Genomic DNA, 16,952 nt, shown 5'->3' on the forward strand with positions numbered 1-16,952 from the left:
GGCGCCGCGGGAAGCCCGCTCAGGGCAGGCGGGCGATACGCTCGGTGAGCAGGTCGAAGAACCCCTGGGCATCGCCCTCGTTGATCCACTCGACGTTGGCCGGCTGCTTGAGGCCGCCGTACCAGTCGGCCACGGTCTGGCCGAAGGTGATGCCCTCGCGGCTGTCGACCTGCACGTTGATCCGCTTGCCCTTGAACAGCGAGGGCTTGAGCAGGTAGGCGACCACCGTGGCGTCGTGCACCGGGCCGCCCTTCAGGCCGTAGTACTTGATGTCGTACTGGACGTAGGCGTCGAGGATATCGGCGACGGTCTTGCCGGCTCGGTTGCCGAGGTTGCGCAGCTTGGCGATGCGCTCGGGGCTGGTGAGGATCTTGTGGGTCACGTCGAGCGGCAGCATGGTGATCGGCGCCCCGCTCTTGAGCACGATTTCCGCCGCGTGGGGGTCGGCGAAGATATTGAATTCGGCGGCCGGGGTGATGTTGCCGCCGTTGAAGTGGGCGCCGCCCATGATCACGATCTCGCGGATGCCCTTGACGATGTCCGGGGCCTGGGTCAGGGCCAGCGCGAGGTTGGTCTCCGGGCCGAGCATGGCCAGGGTCACGCTCTTCTCCGGCGCCGCGCGCAGGGTACGGATCAGGTAGTCCACCGCGTTGCCTTCGGCCAGCGGCTGCTTCGGCTCATGCACCTCGACGCCGGTGATGCCTTCGCTGCCGTGTACGTCGGCGGCGTAGATCGGCGTGCGCAGCAGCGGCCGCGGGGCGCCGGCGTAGACCGGGATATCCGGGCGCTTGCCCCACTCGCGGGCCAGCCGGGCGTTGCGCGCGGTCTTTTCCAGCGGCACGTTGCCGGCGACGGTGGTCAGCGCCTGGATCTTCAGCTCCTTCGGCGAGGCCATGGCGAACAGCAGGGCGATCACGTCGTCGGCGCCCGGGTCGGTGTCGATGATCAGGGTCCGCGGCGATTGCGCCGCCGCCGTTTCGGCAGCGGACAGAGGAAGGCTGGCGGGCATCAGCAGGGAGAGTCCTAGCAGAAGGCTGCAAAAGCGATTGCGGGGGCGGGCGGCGCGGGACATGGTCGGCTCCTGGTGGGGGATGCCGAAGTCTAGCCGGTTGCAGGCCAGGCGCCGACCTATGCGAACCGACAGAGGAAGCCTGGCGCTTCCTCCGTCGGCGCCCGCCTCACCCGGCGATCAGGGCGCTCGCCGCCTCGCGGTGGCGGGCGATCAGGGCGGCCAGGTCGAGCCCTTCCACGGCACCGTCGACCACTCGCCAGGCGCCGCCGATCATTACCCGGTCGGCACGGTCGGCAGCGCACAGCAGCAGCGCCGAGAGCGGGTCGTGGCTCCCCGAGAAGCGCAGCTCGTCGAGCTTGAACAAGGCCAGGTCGGCCTGCTTGCCGGGGGCCAGCTCGCCGATGTCGCTGCGTCCGAGCAGGCGTGCCGAGCCACGGGTGGCCCAGCCCAAGGCGAGTTCCGGGGTGATCCGCTCGGCGCCGTAGCGCAGGCGTTGCAGGTAGAGTGCCTGGCGCGCCTCGAGGATCATGTTCGAGGCGTCGTTGGAAGCCGAGCCATCGACCCCCAGGCCGATCGGCGCGCCGGCCGCCTCCAGCTCCACGGTCGGGCAGATGCCCGAGGCCAGGCGCATGTTCGAACTCGGGCAGTGGCAGATACCGGTGCCGGCCTCGCCGAGACGACGGATCTCCTCGGCGTTGAAGTGGATGCCGTGGGCCAGCCAGGTGCGCGGGCCGAGCCAGCCGACGCTGTCCAGGTAGTCCACGGTGCGCAGGCCGAAGCGCTGCAGGCAGAAGTCTTCCTCGTCGAGGGTCTCCGCCAGGTGGGTGTGCAGGCGTACGTCGTGGAGCGCCGCCAGTTCGGCGCTGGCGCGCATGATCTCCGGAGTCACCGAGAACGGCGAGCAGGGCGCCAGGGCGATCTGCACCCGGGCGCCTTCGCCGCGCTGGTGGTAGCGAGCGATCAGTCGCTCGCTGTCGGCGAGGATGGTCTCGGCTTCCTGCACCGTCTGCTGCGGCGGCAAGCCGCCGTCCTTCTCGCCGAGGCTCATCGAGCCGCGGGTGAGCATGGCGCGCATGCCCAGTTCCTCGACCACCCCGGCCTGCACGTCGATGGCCTGTTCGAGGCCGCCGGGGAACAGGTAGTGGTGGTCGGCGGCAGTGGTGCAGCCGGACAGCAGCAGCTCGGCCAGCGCCACCTTGGTGGCCAGTTCGAGCTTCTCCGGGGTCAGCCGCGCCCAGACCGGATAGAGGGTCTTCAGCCAGGGGAACAGCGGCTGGTTGACCACCGGCGCCCAGGCGCGGGTAAGGGTCTGGTAGAAGTGGTGATGGGTGTTGATGAGTCCCGGCAAGACCACGTGCCGGCTGGCGTCGAACTGGCTGGCGCAGGGCTGCGCGGGCTGCTGGCCGGCGCCGAGCAGCTCGACGATGCGGCCGTCTTCGACGACCAGGCCGCCGGCGGCATCGAGACCGTTGGCGGTGAAGATGGCGAGGGGGTTGCGAATCCAGGTGCGGGACATGTGCGGACCTTCGTCGGATCGGCGGGCCGGCGCGAACGCTGCCGGCCCTCGGTTGATGAGAGCCAGCTCAGTGTTCACCCTGTCTGCTGATCCAGGTCCGCGGGGCGACGGGACGCCGCGCGCGTGGCGATATCCTACAAGGGATTGTCGGAGAGGTGTAAGGCTTTCCTCCCGGCGGCAGCCGGGCGCGGTTTGATGGGGGTCAACGGACGACCTCCGGCAGGGGCATAGAGTGGGGGACTGCATAGCTGAAAACGTAGAACGGAAGGAGCCCCGCATGAGCGAAGAACCCACTGTCACTCCCCCCTCCCCCGAGCAACCCGCCGCGCAGCCGGCCAAGCCGGCCCGGCCAGCCGCCCGCCGCGCCCCACGCAAGCCGGCGACCCGCCGCCCGCGGGTGGCCAGCCCGGCGCAGAAAGCCCGCGAGGAGATCCAGGCGATCAGCCAGAAGCCGGTGGCCCTGCAGGTCGCCAGCGCGCCCCACGGCAGCAGCGAGGACAGCACCTCGGCGAGCCTGCCGGCGAACTATCCCTATCACACGCGGATGCGCCGTAACGAGTACGAGAAAGCCAAGCACGACCTGCAGATCGAACTGCTCAAGGTGCAGAGCTGGGTGAAGGAGACCGGCCAGCGCGTGGTGGTCCTGTTCGAAGGCCGCGACGCCGCCGGCAAGGGCGGTACCATCAAGCGCTTCATGGAGCACCTGAACCCGCGCGGCGCGCGGATCGTAGCCCTGGAGAAACCCTCCTCCCAGGAGCAGGGCCAGTGGTATTTCCAGCGCTACATCCAGCACCTGCCCACCGCCGGCGAGATGGTCTTCTTCGACCGCTCCTGGTACAACCGCGCCGGCGTCGAGCGGGTCATGGGCTTCTGTTCGCCACTGCAATACCTGGAGTTCATGCGCCAGGCCCCCGAGCTGGAGCGCATGCTGAGCAACAGCGGCATCCTGCTGTTCAAGTACTGGTTCTCGGTGAGCCGCGAGGAGCAACTGCGGCGCTTCATCTCGCGCCGCGACGATCCGCTCAAGCACTGGAAGCTGTCGCCCATCGACATCAAGTCTCTGGACAAATGGGACGACTACACCGCCGCCAAGCAGGCGATGTTCTTCCATACCGACACCGCCGACGCGCCGTGGACGGTCATCAAGTCCGACGACAAGAAGCGCGCACGACTCAACTGCATCCGCCACTTCCTGCACGCGCTGGACTACCCGGACAAGGACCGGCGCATCGCCCATGAGCCCGACCCGTTGCTGGTGGGGCCGGCCTCGCGGGTGATCGAGGAGGACGAGAAGGTCTACGCCGAGGCGGCCGCCGCGCCGGGCCACGCGAACCTGGATATCCCGGCCTGAGGCGGGCGGTCGCGCCAACGAAAACGCCCGGGGCGCTTTCGCGCTCCGGGCGTCCCTGGTTCGACGGTCGCTGGCCGGGTCACTCCGGCGCGGAGGTCCGGATCAGGTGGTCGAAGGCGCTCAGCGAAGCCTTGGCGCCCTCGCCCACGGCGATCACGATCTGCTTGTACGGCACCGTGGTCACGTCGCCGGCGGCGAAGATGCCGGGCAGCGAGGTCTCGCCACGGGCGTCGACGATGATCTCGCCACGCGGCGACAGCTCGACGCTGCCCTTGAGCCACTCGGTGTTGGGCAGCAGGCCGATCTGCACGAAGATGCCTTCCAGCTCGATCGACTTGAACTCCTCGGAGTTGCGGTCCTTGTACACCAGGCCGGTGACCTTCTGGCCGTCGCCCTTCACTTCGCTGGTCAGGGCACTGGTGATCACCTCGACGTTCGGCAGGCTGTAGAGCTTGCGTTGCAGCACGGCATCGGCGCGCAACTTGCTGTCGAATTCCAGCAGGGTCACATGGGCGACGATGCCGGCCAGGTCGATGGCCGCCTCGACGCCAGAGTTGCCGCCGCCGATCACCGCCACGCGCTTGCCCTTGAACAGCGGGCCGTCGCAGTGCGGGCAGAAGCACACGCCCTTGGCCTTGTACTCCTGCTCGCCGGGCACGCCCATTTCGCGCCAGCGAGCGCCGGTGGCGAGGATCAGGGTCTTGGCCTTGAGGCTGCCGCCGCTCTCGAACTGCACCTCGTGCAACTCGCCGGTGTTCTTCGCCGGAACCAGCTTGCTGGCGCGCTGCAGGTTCATGATGTCGACCTCGTAGTGACGCACGTGCTCTTCCAGCGCCCGCGCCAGCTTCGGCCCTTCGGTCTCCTGCACCGAGATGAAGTTCTCGATGGCCATGGTGTCCAGCACCTGGCCGCCGAAGCGCTCGGCGGCGACGCCGGTGCGAATGCCCTTGCGCGCGGCGTAGATCGCCGCCGCGGCGCCGGCCGGACCACCGCCGACCACCAGTACGTCGAAGGCGTCGCGGGCGGTCAGCTTCTCGGCGTCGCGGGCGGCGGCGCCGGTGTCGATCTTGGCGAGGATCTCTTCCACGCCCATGCGGCCCTGGCCGAAGACTTCGCCGTTGAGGTAGATGCTCGGCACCGACATGATCTGGCGCGTCTCGACCTCATCCTGGAACAGCGCGCCGTCGATGGCGACGTGACGGATGTTCGGGTTGAGCACGGCCATCAGGTTCAGCGCCTGGACCACGTCCGGGCAGTTCTGGCAGGACAGCGAGAAGTAGGTTTCGAACTCGAAGGTGCCCTCGATGCCCTTGACCTGCTCGATCACGTCCGCGTCGAGCTTGGAGGGGTGGCCGCCTACCTGCAGCAAGGCCAGCACCAGCGAGGTGAATTCGTGGCCCATGGGGATACCGGCGAAGCGCAGGCCGATGTCCGCACCGGGGCGGTTCAGCGAGAACGACGGTTTGCGCGCATCGCTGCCGTCGGTCTTCAGGGTGATCTTGTCGGTCAGGCCGACGATGTCTTGCAGCAGGCCCAGCAGCTCGCGGGATTTGTCGCTGTCATCGAGGGACGCGACGATCTCGAACGGCTGGCTGACCTTTTCCAGGTAGGCCTTCAACTGGGTTTTAAGATTGGCGTCCAACATGGTTCAGCTCCTCGAAATTCGGGCAAACGTATCCCCGGCGGATGGGACATCCGCCCTGCACGGCGCGTTGGCTGGGTGAAGGGTGGACGATCCGCGAGGGATCGTCCGCCGGAGAGGCTGGCGGCGAATGCCGCCGGCGCGGTCTTAGATCTTGCCGACCAGGTCCAGGGACGGAGCGAGGGTCTTCTCGCCTTCCTTCCACTTGGCCGGGCAGACTTCGCCCGGGTGAGCGGCGGTGTACTGGGCGGCCTTCAGCTTGCGTACGGTCTCGCCGACGTCACGAGCGATCTCGTTGGAGTGGATCTCGACGGTCTTGATCACGCCTTCCGGGTTGATCACGAAGGTACCGCGCAGGGCCAGGCCTTCTTCCGGGATGTGCACGCCGAAGGCGTTGGTCAGCTGGTGGGTCGGGTCGCCGATCAGCGGGAACTGGGCCTTGCCGACGGCCGGGGAGGTTTCGTGCCAGACCTTGTGCGAGAAGTGGGTGTCGGTGGTCACGATGTAGACCTCGGCACCGGCTTTCTGGAACTCGCCGTAGTTGTTGGCGGCGTCTTCGATCTCGGTCGGGCAGTTGAAGGTGAAGGCAGCCGGCATGAAGATCAGGACCGACCACTTGCCCTTCAGGGATTCCTCGGTCACCTCGATGAACTTGCCGTTGTGGAAAGCGTTGACCTTGAACGGTTGGACTTGAGTGTTGATCAGGGACATCAGTCGTTCCTCTCTCAGTTGAATGGGGTGTTTCAAATCGACTGGGAGAATCTTAACGGGGTTCGGCAAAAATGCCCCATTGATTTAGGCCATCAGTGAAATTATCTAAATCTATCGAAGAATATATAAATAGTTAAAACAACTAATCGAAGAACCTGCCCTCGTCAGTGCCCGGCCTTCCACGGCTGGCCCAGGGAAACCGGGGCATACAGCCGGGTGCGCAGGGCATCGCGGGAGAGCAGGACCAGCACCAGGATGGTCGCCGCATAGGGCAGCATCGCCAGCAGGTTGGCCGGAATCGACAGCCCGATCCCCTGGGCCACCAGGTGCAGGATGCTGGCCAGGCCGAACAACCAGGCACCGAGCAGCACGCGGAACACCCGCCAACTGGCGAAGACCACCAGCGCCAGGGCGATCCAGCCACGTCCGGCGGTCATGTTCTCCGCCCACATCGGCGTGTAGGCCAGCGACAGGTAGGCACCGGCCAGGCCGGCCATGGCGCCGCCGAAGAGCACCGCCAGGGTGCGCACGCGCAGCACCGGTAGGCCCATCGCGCTGGCCGCGTCGGGGTTCTCGCCGACCGCCTGGAGAACCAGCCCGGCGCGGCTGCGCAGGAGCATCCAGGCGACCGCGGCGAACAGCGCCAGGCTCAGGTAGACCAGCGCGTCCTGGGCGAACAGCATGCGCCCGAGCAGCGGCAACTCGCCCAGCACCGGCAGCGCCAGCGGGGCGAACCCTTGCAGCGGCTTGCCGACCCAGGCGGCGCCGACGAACGACGACAGGCCGACGCCGAAGATGGTCAGCGCCAGGCCGCAGGCCACCTGGTTGGCGTTCAGGTACAGGGCGACCCCGGCGAACAGCGCCGCCAGCAGCATGCCGGCGAGCACCGCGAGGAGCACGCCGAGCCACAGGCTGCCGCTGGAGAAGGCGACCATGAAGCCGATCACCGCGCCGAACAGCATCATCCCCTCCTGGCCCAGGTTGAGCACTCCGCTTCTCTCGCAGACCAGTTCGCCCAGCGCCACCAGCAGCAGCGGAGTACCGGTGCGGACCATGGCGAACAGCAGGTTGTCGAGCAGATCGATATCCATCGTGGTTCCTCGGCGGTTCGGCTCAGGCCAGGGCGTCGCGCAGCGCCGGGCGCTTGCGCCAGCGTCCGTGCAAACGTGGGCGGTAGAGGATCAGCACGTCGCAGGCGAGGAGGAAGAACAGCATCATCCCCTGGAACAGCCCGGTCAGCGCCAACGGCAGGTTGAGGCTCATCTGCGCGGCCTCGCCGCCGAGGTAGAGCAACGCCATCAGCAGGCTGGCGCAGAGGATGCCGAAGGGATTGAGACGGCCGAGGAAGGCCACGGTGATCGCCGCATAGCCGTAGCCCGGCGAGACCTGCGGCACCAGTTGGCCGATCGGCCCGGCGACCTCGCAGACGCCGGCCAGGCCTGCCAGCGCGCCGGAGAACAGCAGCACGAACCAGACCAGGCGCTTCTCGCGGAAACCGACGAAACCGGCGGCGCGGCGGTCGAGGCCGAGCACGCGGACCTGGAAACCGAGGAAGCTGCGCTGCGCCAGCACCCAGACCGCCGCCAGCGCCAGCAGGCCGAACAATGCGCCAAGGTGCACCCGGCTGTCCTCGAACAGCACCGGCAGGCGGCTGGCCTCGCCGAACAGCGCCGACTGCGGGAAGTTGAAGCCATCCGGGTCCTTCAACGGCCCGTGCACGCCGTACAGCAGCAGGTTCAGCGCGATGTAGTTGAGCATGATGGTGGTCAGGATCTCGTTGGCGTTGAAGCGCGTTCGCAGCCAGGCGGCGAACCCGGCCCAGAGCGCCCCGGCAGCGGTGCCGGCGAGCAGCACCCAGGCCAGCGCCCAGCGGCTCTGCCAGTCGAGCAACTGGATCGCCACCGCGCTGCCGGCCAGGGCGCCGACCAGCAACTGGCCCTCCGCGCCGATGTTCCACACGCGCGCCTGGTAGGCCAGTGCCAGGCCGAGGGCACAGAGCAGGATCGGCATGGCCTTGACCAGCAGCTCGCCGAGCCCATAGAGGTCGCTGAGCGGCTGTACCAGCACGGTATGCAGGGTCTGCCAGGGATCGTGGCCGAGACAGGCGAACAGCAGCGCGCCGCAGACCAGGGTCAGCAACCCCGCCAGCAGCGGAGAGGCCAGCAGCATCCAGCGCGACTGCCGGCCGCGCGGTTCCAGGGACAACAGCATCACAGGCTCCCTTGGGCAACGGCGCCGGCGACCGCCGCCGGCGCCTCGAATTGACCGGCCATCCAGCCGCCGACCTGCTGCGGCGAAGCGCTCGCGGTGGCGACCGCCGGGCACAGCCGACCCGAACACAGCGCGGCGATGCGGTCGCTGAGCAGGAACAGCTCGTCGAGGTCCTCGGAGACCACCAGGATCGCCGTACCGGTATCGCGCAAGGCGATCAGCGCGCGGTGGATCAGCGCCGCCGCGCCGACGTCCACGCCCCAGGTGGGATGCGCCGCCACCAGCAGGCGCGGGGCCTGGAGGATCTCGCGGCCGAGGATGAACTTCTGCAGGTTGCCGCCGGAAAGGCTGCGTGCCGGCGCCCCGGCACCCGGGGCCTTCACGGCGAAACGGCGGATGATCTCCTCGGCCAGCGCCAGCACCTTGCGCCGCCGGACCAACCCGCGCCTCACCAGGCCCTGCTGGAAGGCGGTGAGCAGCGCATTGTCCGCCAGGCTCATCTCCGGCACCGCGCCGTGCCCCAGCCGCTCGGCGGGCACGAAGGCCTGGCCGGCGCGGCGCCGCGCATCCGGCGCCAGGTGCGCGCCGGCGCAGCCGCCGAGGCGGATGCGCTCGGCCTGGGCGCGCGGCAGGCGCACTTCGCCGCTGAGCAGGGCAAGCAACTCGTCCTGGCCGTTGCCGGCGACCCCGGCGATACCGAGGATCTCGCCGCTGCGCACCTCCAGGTCGAGGCCGGCGAAGGACACGCCGAAGGGGTCCGGGTTGCGCCAGTGCAGGTCGCGCACCTGGAGGAAAGGCGCGCCGCCGGTGACCTTCGGATACTCCGCCGCCAGGCCCTCGGCGTCGCCCACCATCAGCCGCGCCAGCTCGAGATCGGAACATTGCGCCGGCACGCACTGTCCGGCCACCCGTCCGCCGCGCAGCACCGTGGCGCGCTGGCAGAGCGCACGGACCTCGGCCAGCTTGTGGCTGATGAAGAGGACACTGCAGCCCTCCTCCGCAAGACGGCGCAGGGTGACGAAGAGATCCTCGGCCTCGCGCGGGGTCAGCACCGAGGTCGGCTCGTCAAGGATCAGCAGGCGGATGTCCTGCATCAGGCAGCGCACGATTTCCACCCGCTGGCGCTCGCCGATGGACAGCCCATGGACCAGCCGGCGAGGCTCCAGCGGCATGCCGTAGCGCTGCGACACCTCGCGAATACGCGCCTCCAACCGGCGCGGGCTGCCCGCCTCGGCGCCGAGGGCGAGCGCGATGTTCTCCGCCACGCTGAGCGTCTCGAACAGGGAGAAATGCTGGAACACCATGCCGATCCCCAGCGCCCGGGCGCGAGCCGGGTCGCGCACCTGCACCGGCTCGCCCTGCCAGCGGATCTCGCCGGCATCGGGACGGGTCACGCCGTAGATGATCTTCATCAGCGTGCTCTTGCCGGCGCCGTTCTCACCGAGCAGGGCGTGGATCTCGCCGGCGTCGATGCACAGGTCGATGCGGTCGTTGGCCAGGCAACCCGGATAGCGCTTGCTGATCCCGCGCAGTTCGAGGCGCGGCGGCGCGAAGGAGGAAGGTGCGGACATGGCGGACCCGGTCGGTTGCTCGACGATGCCGCGGCCGGTGCAAATACCTGGCCAGGAGGTCAGGAAAGCCCTGGAACGCGGCTTGCGCCGGGAGCCACGGGCCAGGCTGCCGCGCCGAGCGGCACCAAGCCGGGGCACGCCTGGGACGCCGCGGCACATTTGCGGGCAACCCTGCGGCGCACCCGCGTGAGCATTTGTCGCAAAACAGTCATCACCACCTTGCTCACAGAGTTATCCACAGCGTGTCGGGAGCCCATCCGGGACCTTGGGAAGCCTCCCGCGCCGACCGTCCCGGCAATTTTCGCAACATCGGCGCTGGACAGAAAACAGCCAACCCGGCAGGTCATGAGCACGACCTGGCAAGGCATTTTTTCCAACACTTTGCCAACAGCTTTATCCACAAGATATCGACAGCCGTTCGGAGGAACCCGGCAGAACGACCTCTCCCGGCCAAGCCATGGCTCGGCCGAATCCCTGGGGCAGCCCCGGCGGCCCGCTTCCGGCATAGTTTGCCAACAGCTTTTCCACAGGAAACCCGCGGAACGGGAATGCCCGTGAAAATGTCTCCAGGACTTCCCCTTTAGACACCATGATGCCCATGGATACTGGGCTTTCCGGCTTTCCAGTAAAGTCCGCGGCGATCGACGGAAGCATGCTCGGCGGCGCTATGGGTGGATCCGCTGTCCACAGTTTCGCGATGCACCGTCGTGGCGCATTCCACAGCACCTTTTCCCTGGCTCTTTCGCCAACCGGGAGAAATCCTGCGGCTCCGTCCAATGCCTTTCCCCCGACCGCCGAAGGCATTTTTTCAACGGGGAATGCGAACAGCTTTTCCACAGACAAACCCACAGAAGCGCCAGTTGCCGACCGGGCATTTCGCACGGCGGATTCAAGGTGCCGGAACGCTTTCCGCGGATCGCCTGCCGGAAGCCAGATGGGCACATTCCGCAATGGCTCGTGCAATCTTTCCGCACACGCGCTACACACAGACTTATCCACAGCATGCGCACAGTGCATAATGGCGGAAGCGAGATCACGCGCCAAAGACGGGATATTTCCGTCGATTTCCCGGACTAAAGAGGCGAAAGCGCCGTTCCGGCAGCAGAGGAGATGAACGATGCAGTACCTGCTGGCAACTTCGTCCCCCCACTTATCCTGCACTCCGACCACGGCGGGAGCGCGATGAGCAGTTCAGCCCATCGCGGGCGGATCCTGCATTTCCTCGGCGACCCGGCGAAGCTCGGCGACAAGGCCTGGGAGTATTTCGAGGACGGCCTGCTGTGGATCGAACACGGCCACGTGCGCGCGCTCGATCACGCAGCCTACCTGCTGCCGCAACTGCCCGCCGACCTGCCGCTGGAGGAACATCCGCAGCGCCTGCTGCTGCCCGGCTTCGTCGACTGCCATGTGCATTACCCGCAACTCGGAGTGATCGCCTCCTACGGCACCCAACTGCTGGACTGGCTGGAAACCCACACCTTTCCCGCCGAGCAGCGCTTTGCCGATGCCGGCTACGCCGCCGCCCAGGCCGAGCTGTTCCTCGACGAACTGCTGCGCCACGGCACCACTACCGCGCTGGTGTTCGGCACGGTCCATGCGGTATCCGCCGAGGCATTCTTCCAGGCCGCGCAGAAGCGCCGCCTGCGGATGATCGCCGGCAAGGTTCTGATGGACCGCAACGCGCCGCCGGCGCTGTGCGATACCGCGGCCAGTGGCTACGCCGAGAGCCGCGCGCTGATCGAGCGCTGGCACGGCAACGGGCGCCTGCAATACGCGGTCACCCCGCGCTTCGCGCCGACCTCCTCGCCCGAGCAACTGGCCGCGGCGGCGCGCCTGCTGGACGAGTATCCCGGCGTCTACCTGCACACCCATCTTTCGGAGAACCTCAAGGAAGTCGCCTGGGTCGGCGAGCTGTTTCCCCAGGCGCAGGACTACCTGGACGTCTATCATCGCGCCGGCCTGGTCGGCGAACGCAGCGTGTTCGCCCATGGCATCCATCTCTCCGAACGCGAATGCCGCTGCCTGGCGCACAAGAACGCAGCGCTGGCGCACTGTCCCAGTTCCAACCTGTTCATCGGCTCCGGCCTGTTCGACCTTGGCCGCGCCCAGCAATACGGCATCCGCGTCGGCATCGGCAGCGACGTCGGCGGCGGCACCAGCCTGTCGCTGCTGGCCAACCTCGCCGACGCCTACAAGATCCAGCAATTGCGCGGCACCAGCCTCGATCCGTTCCAGGCGCTCTACCTGGCCACCCTCGGCGGCGCCAGGGCGCTCGACCTGGACGGCCTGGTCGGTAACTTCCTGCCCGGCCGCGAGGCCGACTTCGTCGCTCTCGACCTGGCCGCCACGCCGATGATCGCCCAGCGCATGGAGCATGCGCGCGGCCTGGCCGATACCCTGTTCGTGCTGAACACCCTGGGCGACGACCGCGCGGTGGCGGAGACCTGGGTGATGGGGGAGCGGCGCCATGCGAAGGGGTGAGAGCCTCTTTCCCGCGTTGGCTCGGCCCGTCGCTGCATGCCACCTCCTCGCGCCGTAGAGAAAAGGCGCCGTTCGGCGGGCAGCCGAAGCTCGCGTCACTCCATCCGCGCCCTCACGACACCGCCACCGCCTCCAGGAACCGTTCCAGCACCAGGTTCGGCCGGCGTCCCTTGCGGGTCACGATGGTCAGCGCGATGGCGTAGTGGAAACGCTCCGGCAGCAGGGGCCGCAGCATCCCGGCGGCGACCCAGTCGGCGGCGTAGTGCGACGGCAGGTAGCCGATGAAGTTGCCGGTCAGGATCAGGAACGCCATGCCCTCGCGGTCCGAGGCGCTGGCACTGTTGTTCAGCTCCTGGTGGCGCGCCTGGGCTTCGGCGGGCAGGCGGTAGCTGGGCGCCACGGCGTCCGCGGCGAGCACCTCGTCCACCGCGATATCGCCGTCGGCGCGTTCGAACAGTGCGTGGCCGCGGCTGCAATAGAGCTGCGCGTGCTCGTCATACAGCGGCAGGTACTCGAGCCCCGACAGCGGACTGATCAACGGCACCACGCCGACATGCAGGTGACCGTCGAGCACGCCCAGTTCGATCTCGTTGGGGGTGGTCATGCCGATGTTGATCCGCACCTGCGGTCCCTGCCCCTTGAGCGCGCTGAGGGCGTGGGTGATGCGCATCTGCGGCAGGGTCACCAGGTTGTTGATGATGCCGATGTTGAGTTCGCCGCGCAGGTGCTGGTGCAGGTCGTTGACCTCGGCGCGGAACCCCTCCAGCGCCGCCAGCAGGGTCTGGGTCGCGCGATAGACCTCGCGGCCCTCGTCGGTCAGGGCGAAGCCGGCGCGGCCGCGCTGGCACAGGCGCATGCCCAGGCGCTTCTCCAGGTCGCCCATGTGCAGGCTGATCGCCGAGCGGCTGAGGCCGAGAGTGCTCTCGGCGGCGGAGAAACTGCCGCACTCGACGATGGTCTTGAAGATGCGCAGCAGGCGGATATCGAAATCGCTGACCTGGCCGAGCGACGGGTTGCGGGATTTGGCCATTATTGTTTTACCCAGTCGAAACTAAACGTGAGAAGAATAAGCTTTATCTAACCTTTCGTCAGGGCCAAGCTTGATCCCAACGCTCCGCCGCCGCGTGCGCGGAACCTTCCAACAAGAAAGCCCGAGGATCGAACGATGAACCAGCCGCTCAACGTGGCCCCGCCGGTTTCCAGCGAACTCAACCTGCGCGCCCACTGGATGCCCTTCTCCGCCAACCGCAACTTCCAGAAGGACCCGCGGATCATCGTCGCCGCCGAAGGCAGCTGGCTGACCGACGACAAGGGCCGCAAGGTCTACGACAGCCTGTCCGGCCTGTGGACCTGCGGCGCCGGCCACTCGCGCAAGGAAATCCAGGAGGCGGTGGCTCGCCAGCTCGGTACCCTCGACTACTCGCCGGGCTTCCAGTACGGCCATCCGCTGTCCTTCCAGTTGGCCGAGAAGATCGCCGGGTTGCTGCCAGGCGAACTGAACCACGTGTTCTTCACCGGTTCCGGCTCCGAGTGCGCCGACACCTCGGTCAAGATGGCCCGCGCCTACTGGCGCCTGAAAGGCCAGCCGCAGAAGACCAAGCTGATCGGCCGCGCCCGCGGCTACCACGGGGTCAACGTCGCCGGCACCAGCCTCGGCGGGATCGGCGGCAACCGCAAGATGTTCGGCCAGTTGATGGACGTCGACCACCTGCCGCACACCCTGCAACCGGGCATGGCGTTCACCCGCGGGATGGCCCAGACCGGCGGCGTCGAGCTGGCCAACGAACTGCTCAAGCTGATCGAACTGCACGACGCCTCGAACATCGCCGCGGTGATCGTCGAGCCGATGTCCGGCTCCGCCGGCGTACTGGTGCCGCCGGTCGGCTACCTGCAGCGCCTGCGCGAGATCTGCGACCAGCACAACATCCTGCTGATCTTCGACGAGGTGATCACCGCCTTCGGCCGCCTGGGCACCTACAGCGGCGCCGAGTACTTCGGCGTCACCCCGGACCTGATGAACGTCGCCAAGCAGGTCACCAACGGTGCCGTGCCGATGGGCGCGGTGATCGCCAGCAGCGAGATCTACGACACCTTCATGAACCAGGCGCTGCCCGAGCACGCGGTGGAGTTCAGCCACGGCTACACCTACTCCGCGCACCCGGTTGCCTGCGCCGCCGGCCTCGCCGCGCTGGACATCCTGGCCAGGGACAACCTGGTGCAGCAGTCCGCCGAGCTGGCGCCGCACTTCGAGAAGGTCCTGCACGGCCTGCAAGGCGCGAAGAACGTCATCGACATCCGCAACTGCGGCCTGGCCGGCGCGATCCAGATCGCCCCGCGCGACGGCGATCCGACCGTGCGTCCGTTCGAGGCCGGCATGAAGCTCTGGCAACAGGGTTTCTACGTGCGCTTCGGCGGCGATACCCTGCAATTCGGCCCGACCTTCAACGCCAGGCCGGAAGAGCTGGACCGCCTGTTCGACGCGGTCGGCGAAGCGCTCAACGGCATCGCCTGATGAGCGGCCGCCCGCAAGCCGTACCCACCGTGCAGGTGGACAACGCCGAGGTGATCGTGACCGAATGGCGCTTCGCCCCCGGCGCGGAAACCGGGCGCCACCGCCACGGCCACGACTATGTGGTGGTACCGCTGACCGACGGCACGCTGCTGCTGGAAACCCCCGAGGGCGACCGCCACGCGCCGCTGGTCGCCGGACAGGCCTACTTCCGCAAGGCCGGCGTCGAGCACAACGTGATCAACGCCAGCGCACACGAAGTGGTCTTCGTCGAGACCGAGATCAAGTAATCCGCACCCGCTCCCCAGGGAGCGGGTAAAGGGAAAGGGCCACGGCCCTTTCGTCACCCCTAGCGAAGAGAGAACAAGACAAGATGGGCACCCTCCACCACCTGATCAACGGCGAAATGGTCGCCGACAACGGCCGCAGCGCCGACGTCTTCAACCCCTCCACCGGCGAAGCCATCCACAAGGTCCCGCTGGCCGACGGCAAGACCCTGCAGAAAGCCATCGATGCCGCCAGGGCCGCCTTCCCGGCCTGGCGCAACACCCCGCCGGCCAAGCGCGCACAGGTGCTGTACCGCTTCAAGCAACTGCTGGAGCAGAACGAGGCGCGGATTTCCAAGCTGATCAGCGAAGAGCACGGCAAGACCCTGGAAGACGCCGCCGGCGAACTCAAGCGCGGCATCGAGAACGTCGAGTACGCCTGCGCCGCCCCGGAAATCCTCAAGGGCGAGTACAGCCGCAACGTCGGCCCGAACATCGACGCCTGGAGCGACTTCCAGCCGATCGGCGTGGTCGCCGGGATCACCCCGTTCAACTTCCCGGCGATGGTGCCGCTGTGGATGTACCCGCTGGCCATCGCCTGCGGCAACACCTTCATCCTCAAGCCCTCCGAGCGCGACCCCAGCTCCACCCTGCTGATCGCCGAGCTGTTCCACGAAGCCGGCCTGCCGAAGGGCGTGCTGAACGTGGTGCACGGCGACAAGGAAGCCGTGGACGGCCTGCTCCAGGCGCCGGAAGTGAAGGCCATCAGCTTCGTCGGCTCGACCCCCATCGCCGAATACATCTATGCCGAGGGCACCAAGCGCGGCAAGCGCGTGCAGGCCCTGGGCGGCGCGAAGAACCATGCGGTGCTGATGCCCGACGCCGACCTCGACAACGCCGTCAGCGCGCTGATGGGTGCCGCCTACGGCTCCTGCGGCGAGCGCTGCATGGCGATCTCGGTGGCGGTATGCGTCGGCGACCAGGTGGCCGACGCGCTGATCGCCAAGCTGGTTCCGCAGATCAAGGCGCTGAAGATCGGCGCCGGCACTTCCTGCGGCCTCGACATGGGCCCGCTGGTCACTGCCGCCGCGCAGGCCAAGGTCACCGGCTACATCGACAGCGGCGTGGCCCAGGGCGCGGAGCTGGTGGTGGACGGCCGCGGCTACCAGGTCGCCGGCCACGAGAACGGCTTCTTCCTCGGCGGCAGCCTGTTCGACCGGGTGACCCCGGAAATGACCATCTACAAGGAAGAGATCTTCGGCCCGGTGCTGTGCGTGGTTCGCGTCAACAGCCTGGAAGAGGCCATGCAGTTGATCAACGACCACGAATACGGCAACGGCACCTGCATCTTCACTCGCGACGGCGAGGCCGCCCGCCTGTTCTGCGACGAGATCGAGGTCGGCATGGTCGGCGTCAACGTCCCGCTGCCGGTGCCGGTGGCCTACCACAGCTTCGGCGGCTGGAAGCGCTCGCTGTTCGGCGACCTCCACGCCTACGGCCCGGACGGCGTGCGCTTCTACACCCGGCGCAAGGCCATCACCCAGCGCTGGCCGCAGCGGGCCAGCCACGAGGCCTCGCAATTCGCCTTCCCCAGCCTCTGAAGGCTGACGACAACAGGCATGGTCGGTAACGACCATGCCTTTTTTCTTTGGGTATACGGATTTAATGGTTGATGGGGCACC

At 67.6% G+C, this 16,952-nt stretch carries 13 protein-coding genes; 5 read left to right on the plus strand and 8 right to left on the minus strand.

Annotated features, from left to right (window positions below):
- Positions 1-19: 19 nt before the first annotated feature.
- Positions 20-1,072, minus strand: a complete 1,053-nt coding sequence (locus HMPREF2914_RS28755; RefSeq protein ID WP_003137027.1) for a nucleoside hydrolase — start codon at positions 1,070-1,072, stop codon at positions 20-22.
- Positions 1,073-1,178: 106 nt separating this feature from the next.
- On the minus strand, positions 1,179-2,528 hold the full coding sequence (locus tag HMPREF2914_RS28760) for an 8-oxoguanine deaminase (RefSeq protein WP_023092264.1): 1,350 nt from the start codon (positions 2,526-2,528) through the stop codon (positions 1,179-1,181).
- A 454-nt stretch (positions 2,529-2,982) separates the two neighbouring features.
- Between HMPREF2914_RS28760 and ppk2 the strand changes: the two genes are divergently transcribed.
- Complete coding sequence (gene ppk2 / locus HMPREF2914_RS28765; protein WP_003137024.1) at positions 2,983-3,879, plus strand: polyphosphate kinase 2; 897 nt, start codon at positions 2,983-2,985, stop codon at positions 3,877-3,879.
- 79 nt (positions 3,880-3,958) lie between these two features.
- Here ppk2 and ahpF read toward each other — a convergent pair whose 3' ends face one another.
- The 5 genes from ahpF to HMPREF2914_RS28790 all read right to left on the minus strand — a co-directional run bounded on the left by ahpF (position 3,959) and on the right by HMPREF2914_RS28790 (position 10,014).
- Positions 3,959-5,524, minus strand: coding sequence for an alkyl hydroperoxide reductase subunit F (ahpF, locus tag HMPREF2914_RS28770; protein WP_023092263.1), 1,566 nt, complete (start codon positions 5,522-5,524; stop codon positions 3,959-3,961).
- 144 nt (positions 5,525-5,668) lie between these two features.
- Positions 5,669-6,232, minus strand: a complete 564-nt coding sequence (gene ahpC / locus HMPREF2914_RS28775) for an alkyl hydroperoxide reductase subunit C (protein ID WP_003083828.1) — start codon at positions 6,230-6,232, stop codon at positions 5,669-5,671.
- A 164-nt stretch (positions 6,233-6,396) separates the two neighbouring features.
- Entirely contained in the window at positions 6,397-7,323 is a 927-nt protein-coding gene (locus HMPREF2914_RS28780; RefSeq protein ID WP_003083821.1) for an ABC transporter permease, read from the minus strand.
- Positions 7,324-7,345: 22 nt separating this feature from the next.
- Positions 7,346-8,443: an ABC transporter permease gene (locus HMPREF2914_RS28785; protein WP_023092262.1), complete on the minus strand. Its 1,098-nt coding sequence runs from the start codon at positions 8,441-8,443 to the stop codon at positions 7,346-7,348.
- Positions 8,443-10,014 carry an ABC transporter ATP-binding protein gene (locus tag HMPREF2914_RS28790; RefSeq protein WP_023092261.1) on the minus strand — a complete coding sequence of 524 codons (1,572 nt, stop codon included), beginning with the start codon at positions 10,012-10,014 and terminating at the stop codon, positions 8,443-8,445. The genes HMPREF2914_RS28785 and HMPREF2914_RS28790 overlap by 1 nt, the downstream gene beginning before the upstream one ends.
- A 1,110-nt stretch (positions 10,015-11,124) precedes the next feature.
- On the opposite strand from HMPREF2914_RS28790, the gene guaD reads away from it, so the two are divergent.
- A complete protein-coding gene (gene guaD, locus HMPREF2914_RS28800; RefSeq protein WP_003128340.1) occupies positions 11,125-12,495 on the plus strand; it encodes a guanine deaminase in 1,371 nt (456 codons plus the stop codon).
- Between the two features lie 112 nt (positions 12,496-12,607).
- Here the strand turns inward: guaD and bauR are convergent, their stop codons facing one another.
- Positions 12,608-13,525: an HTH-type transcriptional activator BauR gene (bauR, locus tag HMPREF2914_RS28805; protein WP_003083805.1), complete on the minus strand. Its 918-nt coding sequence runs from the start codon at positions 13,523-13,525 to the stop codon at positions 12,608-12,610.
- A 135-nt stretch (positions 13,526-13,660) separates the two neighbouring features.
- On the opposite strand from bauR, the gene bauA reads away from it, so the two are divergent.
- The 3 genes from bauA to HMPREF2914_RS28820 all read left to right on the plus strand — a co-directional run bounded on the left by bauA (position 13,661) and on the right by HMPREF2914_RS28820 (position 16,871).
- Complete coding sequence (gene bauA, locus HMPREF2914_RS28810; protein WP_022580839.1) at positions 13,661-15,007, plus strand: beta-alanine--pyruvate aminotransferase; 1,347 nt, start codon at positions 13,661-13,663, stop codon at positions 15,005-15,007.
- Entirely contained in the window at positions 15,007-15,294 is a 288-nt protein-coding gene (bauB, locus tag HMPREF2914_RS28815) for a beta-alanine degradation protein BauB (protein ID WP_003083790.1), read from the plus strand. The genes bauA and bauB overlap by 1 nt, the downstream gene beginning before the upstream one ends.
- 83 nt (positions 15,295-15,377) lie before the next feature.
- Entirely contained in the window at positions 15,378-16,871 is a 1,494-nt protein-coding gene (locus HMPREF2914_RS28820) for a CoA-acylating methylmalonate-semialdehyde dehydrogenase (protein WP_003101230.1), read from the plus strand.
- Positions 16,872-16,952: the final 81 nt, after the last annotated feature.

It is taken from the genome of Pseudomonas sp. HMSC067G02 (genome assembly GCF_001813485.1).
Taxonomy (GTDB): Bacteria; Pseudomonadota; Gammaproteobacteria; order Pseudomonadales; family Pseudomonadaceae; genus Pseudomonas; species Pseudomonas aeruginosa.

Bases quoted from the DNA above. Each gene is read 5' to 3' on its own strand.
- HMPREF2914_RS28755 (WP_003137027.1), bottom strand. From the start codon at position 1,072: ATGTCCCGCGCCGCCCGCCCCCGCAATCGCTTTTGCAGCCTTCTGCTA.
- HMPREF2914_RS28760 (WP_023092264.1), bottom strand. From the start codon at position 2,528: ATGTCCCGCACCTGGATTCGCAACCCCCTCGCCATCTTCACCGCCAAC.
- ahpF (WP_023092263.1), bottom strand. From the start codon at position 5,524: ATGTTGGACGCCAATCTTAAAACCCAGTTGAAGGCCTACCTGGAAAAG.
- ahpC (WP_003083828.1), bottom strand. From the start codon at position 6,232: ATGTCCCTGATCAACACTCAAGTCCAACCGTTCAAGGTCAACGCTTTC.
- HMPREF2914_RS28780 (WP_003083821.1), bottom strand. From the start codon at position 7,323: ATGGATATCGATCTGCTCGACAACCTGCTGTTCGCCATGGTCCGCACC.
- HMPREF2914_RS28785 (WP_023092262.1), bottom strand. From the start codon at position 8,443: ATGCTGTTGTCCCTGGAACCGCGCGGCCGGCAGTCGCGCTGGATGCTG.
- HMPREF2914_RS28790 (WP_023092261.1), bottom strand. From the start codon at position 10,014: ATGTCCGCACCTTCCTCCTTCGCGCCGCCGCGCCTCGAACTGCGCGGG.
- guaD (WP_003128340.1), top strand. From the start codon at position 11,125: ATGAACGATGCAGTACCTGCTGGCAACTTCGTCCCCCCACTTATCCTG.
- bauR (WP_003083805.1), bottom strand. From the start codon at position 13,525: ATGGCCAAATCCCGCAACCCGTCGCTCGGCCAGGTCAGCGATTTCGAT.
- bauA (WP_022580839.1), top strand. From the start codon at position 13,661: ATGAACCAGCCGCTCAACGTGGCCCCGCCGGTTTCCAGCGAACTCAAC.
- bauB (WP_003083790.1), top strand. From the start codon at position 15,007: ATGAGCGGCCGCCCGCAAGCCGTACCCACCGTGCAGGTGGACAACGCC.
- HMPREF2914_RS28820 (WP_003101230.1), top strand. From the start codon at position 15,378: ATGGGCACCCTCCACCACCTGATCAACGGCGAAATGGTCGCCGACAAC.